The sequence below is a fragment of the Geobacillus sp. DSP4a genome (assembly GCF_013096875.1).
Taxonomy (GTDB): domain Bacteria; phylum Bacillota; class Bacilli; order Bacillales; family Anoxybacillaceae; genus Geobacillus; species Geobacillus thermophilus.
This window is the reverse complement of the sequence record NZ_SDLD01000028.1, coordinates 43,175-49,459: the sequence shown is the minus strand read 5'-3', so window position 1 is coordinate 49,459 and position 6,285 is coordinate 43,175. Positions and strand designations below refer to the sequence as shown.

General features: G+C 43.8%; 4 protein-coding genes and 2 pseudogenes. 2 read left to right on the top strand and 4 right to left on the bottom strand.

The features are described 5' to 3' along the window. A pseudogene (locus ETC02_RS11100) lies at positions 1 to 179 on the top strand (IS1380 family transposase); the annotation flags it as partial. Between the two features lie 187 nt (positions 180 to 366). On the opposite strand, the gene ETC02_RS11095 reads toward ETC02_RS11100, so the two are convergent. Both ETC02_RS11095 and brxF read right to left on the bottom strand, forming a co-directional pair. Then, complete coding sequence (locus tag ETC02_RS11095) at positions 367 to 2,622, bottom strand: DUF6079 family protein (protein ID WP_253264124.1); 2,256 nt, start codon at positions 2,620 to 2,622, stop codon at positions 367 to 369. 17 nt (positions 2,623 to 2,639) lie between these two features. Next, complete coding sequence (gene brxF, locus ETC02_RS11090; protein WP_063211921.1) at positions 2,640 to 3,083, bottom strand: BREX-3 system P-loop-containing protein BrxF; 444 nt, start codon at positions 3,081 to 3,083, stop codon at positions 2,640 to 2,642. 495 nt (positions 3,084 to 3,578) lie between these two features. On the opposite strand from brxF, the pseudogene ETC02_RS11085 reads away from it, so the two are divergent. Continuing rightward, positions 3,579 to 4,347 (top strand): annotated as a pseudogene (locus tag ETC02_RS11085) (DODA-type extradiol aromatic ring-opening family dioxygenase). A 235-nt stretch (positions 4,348 to 4,582) separates the two neighbouring features. Here ETC02_RS11085 and ETC02_RS11080 read toward each other — a convergent pair. Together ETC02_RS11080 and ETC02_RS11075 are read right to left on the bottom strand one after the other, a co-directional pair. After that, positions 4,583 to 5,119 (bottom strand): PIN domain-containing protein, encoded by a 537-nt coding sequence (locus ETC02_RS11080; protein ID WP_171698272.1) that lies wholly within the window; start codon positions 5,117 to 5,119, stop codon positions 4,583 to 4,585. After that, a complete protein-coding gene (locus ETC02_RS11075; protein WP_050368566.1) occupies positions 5,088 to 6,248 on the bottom strand; it encodes a helix-turn-helix domain-containing protein in 1,161 nt (386 codons plus the stop codon). The genes ETC02_RS11080 and ETC02_RS11075 overlap by 32 nt, the downstream gene beginning before the upstream one ends. Between the last annotated feature and the right edge of the window lie 37 nt (positions 6,249 to 6,285).

Here is a 6,285-nt window from a genome sequence, read left to right as displayed (position 1 = left end):
GACATCCGTTGCACCACAAAGTGAAACGCCGTCGCATCAAGACGATTATTCAGACGGTGATCACGATGGCAGGGCGACTCGTCCGTCGATCACGACAGATCTGGATGAAACTGACGCGAAGGAGTGGCTATAGCGAGCCCCTTCTGAACGTCTATCAGAAATGGAGAGAGGCAAGATAACGAACGAATGTTCGAGTACTGATGTCCAACGTCACTCCCTGGGCTTTTTTGTCTATTTTTTTGGTTTGTATACCCAAAAAAAGAGATTTGTTCCATTTTCGGAAATAGAGATGATATAGGTCATAAGCATAAAAAGGGTTTTATGGATTATCAATCCATAAAAATTACAACAAAATCAAAGTCGATTTCAATTCATCACGGATTCAGGTATCACCCAGCGGGCATAACCAGAGTTGCGGACGTTAATTTCGCCTTTTTGGTCCAATAGCACTAATCCATTTAAAATGGCTTCCCCTTGGCTTGTTTTTCTTCCGTTCAAATAAGAAAGCGCATCGCTCACATATGTTGCTAGATTATCTTTCGTTAAATACGTTCTTTCTAGTTTTCGGAATGATGGATAATCGCTGTACTTTTCTTCAAACCATTGGCTTAGTAGCTCTTCCGCCACCGTGTCTACCAATTCCATCAATGTTGCGTTACCAGGAAGAAACATGCCGAATTCAAAAACAGACCCTTTTTTGCCACGGTATTGAATTTCAAATGCATCGACAAAATGGTCTTTTAACCAAGTAGTAAGGCGTTTTAAATAATATGAGACTTTGTTTAAATATAGCTGTTTTGTCGTTGACGCATCATTGCTCATTTCTTTTGCACCGCCGTATAGCCGCAATAAACGGACGAACTCGTCATCTTTTTTCGTCATCCGGAAAAATACTTCATCCGGCTTTTCTTCATCGCGGAATTTCGGCGGTTCAAACGGCTGCAGCATATAAATGTAGAAATCACGTTCCGGCTGGGCAGTAGAACGTTCATTTGGCGCTCCGAAAAAGATATATCCTTGTCGTTTGACACGGCGAGCATCCCACGGAATTTCATGCAGCCAAATTTTATAACCTGTCACATATGGATGGTCAAGCACTTCCATTGCTTGTTTCAGTACGTCAAAATAGTAGCTGTCCAATTGATTGTCGGTTAACTCTTCGCCGCGTTTTTCAATCAGTTCATCTACAGCAATATCTTTTTTGATATCTAGATAATATTGTCCGTTTTCCTGGTTGGCGGAAATATATTGGAAGCTGACAGCTGTCATAATTTGTTTTAAAACAGACTCAATCGTTGTTCGCAAAAAGTCAGCTGGATTTTCCTCATCCATATCTAATAGCATACTAATATTTAAAAATAGCTTATCCCTTAACTCTTCTGATGTTAACCCGATCGGTGCATTTAGATCGTCCGTAGTCAAACGATAGACGGCAAGTGCGTCGATAATGCGCAACGCAGCTGGTTTATATGCAGGTCGTGTCAAGCCGCTTTGCACCTTATCTTTCAACGTCTGAACTTTGCCCATGACCTCTCTAACATTCGGATTGCTTCTTAACGACGAGTCTTCTTCAATATATTGCCAGTAGCTATCAAATGAAATGATTCCTGTTTCATTTTCTGGCACTTCTTTTGTCATCAGCTTGCGGATTTCTCTGCTAATCGTTTGCAATACAACACGTTTTTCAGCAATATTTACTTTTTCAAACGTTTCTAAGTATGCTGGATGAATTGGGAATAAATTGACGTACGTCTCCATGTTTTCACTAAGACCATGGTAAAGCGGCGTAAATTTGCTTAAGTGCTCACGAATTAACGCTTTTTGTTTTTCATCTTTTTTCAATAAACGCTCTGACACCACGTAAGCGATGTCTTCCCGGACAATACGCACTTCTTGGAAACGTTCTTTAACGCGACGTAAGGAATCAGCAACAAATTGGAATTTTGGATTATCAAACAACATTTCTTGAATGCCGGCAATAAAGCGAAGACGGGTTTTGCTGCAAACTTCTCCAAATTCACGTAAAAAGCCTAAGTCTAATGTGAGTTCTTGCTCTTTCCGCCCGCGCAAATAGTCTAACAGCTCGTCTACGACAAGCATCAGACCGTGTTCAGGATATTGTTCATGGAATAATTCCATCATTTCGTAAAGCATATCTTTGTTATTTGTCACTTCATCAGCTCGTGGAAATGTATAATCAATTCCTAAATTAGCCAGCCCTCGCTGCAATGCCTGGCAAATAATGTCGCGCAACGACATCGAGACAGCACCAATTTCTGTTCGGATGACTTTAAATTTCCCTTCAATTTCCTTTGCTTTCTTTGCCACCTGCTCGTTTTTAATATGTTCGCTTGCACCCGGCTGCTCGGCAATGGTAGAGATGACACTCATTAAGTGCGATTTCCCTGTACCGTAGTTTCCAACAATCAACAGCCCTTTGTTATCGACCATACGATCAAACTGAATGTGCTCAAGGATGATTTCGTCCAACTGTTCGGCCATACGGTCTGAAATAACGTATGTATCAAGCAAATGGAACGCGCGCTCTTTATCATCCGCATCACGCAGCTGTACAACAGATTCAATCGGTTCGAATTGGATTAAATCACTATATCTCAGCATATAGAATGTTCCCCCTTTTATACAGTGATGACGATCCCTTCAAAATCGCTACAGGTAAAATATTCTGGATGTGCAGGTATGGCGTATGTTAATGATTTTCCATCATATTGTCCAGGCCAACACACAATCAATTTGAAACGTTTGCTTAAATTCTCTAACAATCTTATCGGATGTTGTTGCAATTGTTTATCGAATAAAATTTCCATATCCCCAAGACAAAATGCAGTTTCATCATATTCTTCCATCCACTTGTTTAATATTTCTCCGACTTGCAAAGGGTAACTTGCTTTAGGAATGTTTTGCAGTTTTTCGCTTAAGTGACGGTTCAAGTTCAAATAAGGAACATTAAGCATTTTTGACAGCGATTGACCTTCTTCGTTTCGTAAACCGACGAGAAAAAGCAACTTATGCCATCTAGATTCTAACGCTGCCCATTCCGCCCTGATCTTATGTATGTTCATAAGGATATCCTCTTTTCCCCTAAATTAGTGATAAGGCAGTGTCATAGACGGTCAGAAGAAAAACTAAACTATCTTCTCAAAGTATAAGCCACCAAGATCATATTTATCAATCTGCTTGATGAAGCTTTGCTCCCTTAGTATTGTTCGCATAATTTTATTTTACCAAAATTGGCTTCCAAAACATTGTCGTTTTTTGTGGAATTTATGTTTTTATACACTACAAACCTACTGATCACGAACGAACCTTTCTCATTAAAACGAAGTCAGTCGATGATAAAAACGAACCCCCCCGCATCGCAAGGAGGTTCAGCAGCGGTCCCGAGCGGATTCAAACCTCCATCGCACGGTTTAAGAAAGCGTGTGCATAAAAGAGCAAAAGATGTTTATGCTACACTAGGGATGAGAAATTCCGGCGCCGTTTTTCGGCGAATCGTTTGGAGGCGGCATTAGGCCGCAAGCAGATTTGTCAATATGGTTCAAGGGAGGAATGGAACGATGAGACCCCCCGCCCTATTTCTCGCTCACGGATCGCCGATGTTGGCGATCGAGGACCATGCCTATACATCCTTTCTGACAAAGCTCGGAGAAGGAATGTCCCCGAAGGCGATCGTCGTCTTTACAGCGCATTGGATGACGCGCAAGCCGACGGTTTCGGCAGTGGAAGGAACGTATGAGATGATTTATGATTTTTCCGGATTTCCGCGCGAGTTGTATGAAGTGGTGTATCCGGCGCGCGGGTCGGTCGAGTGGGCGGAGCGCGTGCGGGAGCGCCTAGGCGGTGTGGCGGAAGTGGCCGTCGATCGGACCCGGGGGTTGGATCACGGTTCGTGGGTGCTGCTCTACCGCTTATTTCCAAAAGCGGATATTCCCGATTGTGCAAGCGTCGGTCGTGCCGTGGTGGACGCCGAAGCAATTGTTCCAGCTTGGTGAGGCGCTGCGTCCATTGCGTGACGAAGGATTGATGGTCATCGGCAGCGGCGGGACGGTGCACAATTTGATGGCGCTCCGTTGGGAAGGGCATGCGGAGGCAGAAAGCTGGGCGGCCGCTTTTGATGACTGGCTGTTGCGCGAGTCAGCCGCCCGCAGTGAGGATGTATTCCATTATGAAGAAAAAGCACCTTACGCCAAGCAGGCCGTACCGACCCCCGAACACCTCGCGCCGTATTGGATCGCTTACGGCGCAGGCGATCGCGGCGGGGCGCCGCGCGTGTTGTTCCGCGAGTACCAGTATGGAAGCTTAAGCTTGATGGCGGTGGCGTTTTAACGGAAAACCCGCTCCCTGCTTCAGCGCATGGGGCGGGTTGTTTCTTTGATCGAAAACAGCGTTGCTACTGCCCGGAGCACGTTTTATACGTTTTTGCCCGTTGCCACATGGGTCTTTGCGGCCAGTTTTTGGTGGAAGACGTGGAATGTTCTCAAAGAAAGGCCGTCCTTGAATCGCATCCAGACAGGACCGTTCCCTATTTCAATGCAAAAGGCGCTAGTCTTGTTCAACACGGCTACACATCTTGCAAATGATACTGTTTATAAATTTGGTTCTTCAACCTCGGATGCAAGTGGCAGCTGCACTCATCGGAAAACAACCGGTCAATCAATCCCTTGAATTCTTCCCGTCCGATCAACCGACGCTCATACGCGCAACATAAAATTCCTAAAGTTCCCGTATATTCGATGCCATAACTTTCACATGCATTGATGATCCTTTTTTCATTCGATGTGCATACAATCATATCTTGACCGGCAATGGCAATCAGTTCTGCATCATATTCGCTCAAACCTGTCCATTCTGTCAGCAGCTGATACATGAGCCCGTATCCCTCTTCCGTATGCAAAGAGACCGTTTCGTAATCGATTTGTCGCAAAGCCGTCCGGATATCGTCAGGAGTCTCATTCCACAAAATACTTTCGGGAACACACACTCGGCCAAACACTCTCGTCAGTAAATCCATCCTGTCCAACTCATAAAAATCGTTTAACACATTGTTGTCCACCACCGCTCCCTTTTTATAAAGCCCCCGTATTTTCTGAACATCCATGCTCCTTATACCATCCCTTGACCATTTCTCTAGCAGTCCGCAAATCGCATCCAAGGATTTCGCATACTTTGTTAATCGTAATGCTCCCCTCAAAATACGCCTGTTTCACAAAATAGGTCAGTTTGCGGTTTTTGGGAATATACTCGATTGGAGCGGGTTCTTGTTCTTTATATCCTTGCTCCCGCAACATTTTTCGCAAATGGCCGTACGTCCTTCCGGAAATGTATTGTTCATCCAATAAGGCCCTCATGAAGGCTTCAGCACTGACAAAAAATTGGCGCTTAAGCTCCATAATCGTTTCAAGGGTAACATATCGTTTAAAATAATAAGCATATTCCCGCAACTGTTCGCGAGGAATAAGAAAGTAGCTTGCAAACAACGTGGCGACTTTTTCATTGATTTCCCTTCTTGCGCTGCTGTAAGTAAGAGAGCTAAGATCACTTCGGTACTCCTCGCGATGAAAAATAAGATGGCCAAGTTCGTGAATGACGCTGAACCGTTTTCGTTCCTCAGGTATTTCGTCGTGATCATTAAGGAAAATAAAAGCTCCTTTTTCCTCGGAGTAAGCCGATAAACCATCAATTTTTTTATCAATCGTTTTCAACGCGATGACATGTATACCATGGCGCTCTAAAACCGCATAAATATCGCTTGGGATCACATGATCAAGGCCAAACATTTTCCTCGTTTGTTCCGCTGCTTGTCGAATAATGGTTTTATGCTCCTCCGTTAACTCATGATCAACGAGCTTTACTTTATACGTCGGGGGCAAATAAGCAACACTAGCCTCTCCAAAAGAGGCAAGCAGCTCATAATACTCATCCATGATCCGATTCACTTGATTTTGATCAATCAGACGAAAGTTTTCTTTAGGGTTATCCGCGCGAAACATGAAAGAAGACATTGGTTCACGCTGATCATCTGAAGAAACGATCAAATCCTTCATCGGGATATTCAAGTGTCGCGACAGAAGAAATAATTTTGCACTGTCAGGAATTTGTTCCCCTTTTAAATATTTGGCAATCGTTTGTCTCGTCACGCCCATCAATTCGGCTAAATCTTGATTCTTCAACCCCATCTCTTTTTTGACCCGATTTAGATTTTTCGCGATCGTTTGTTTAATCTCCATCATCACACCTCCTTGGTGTTAATTATTTTTAACACAA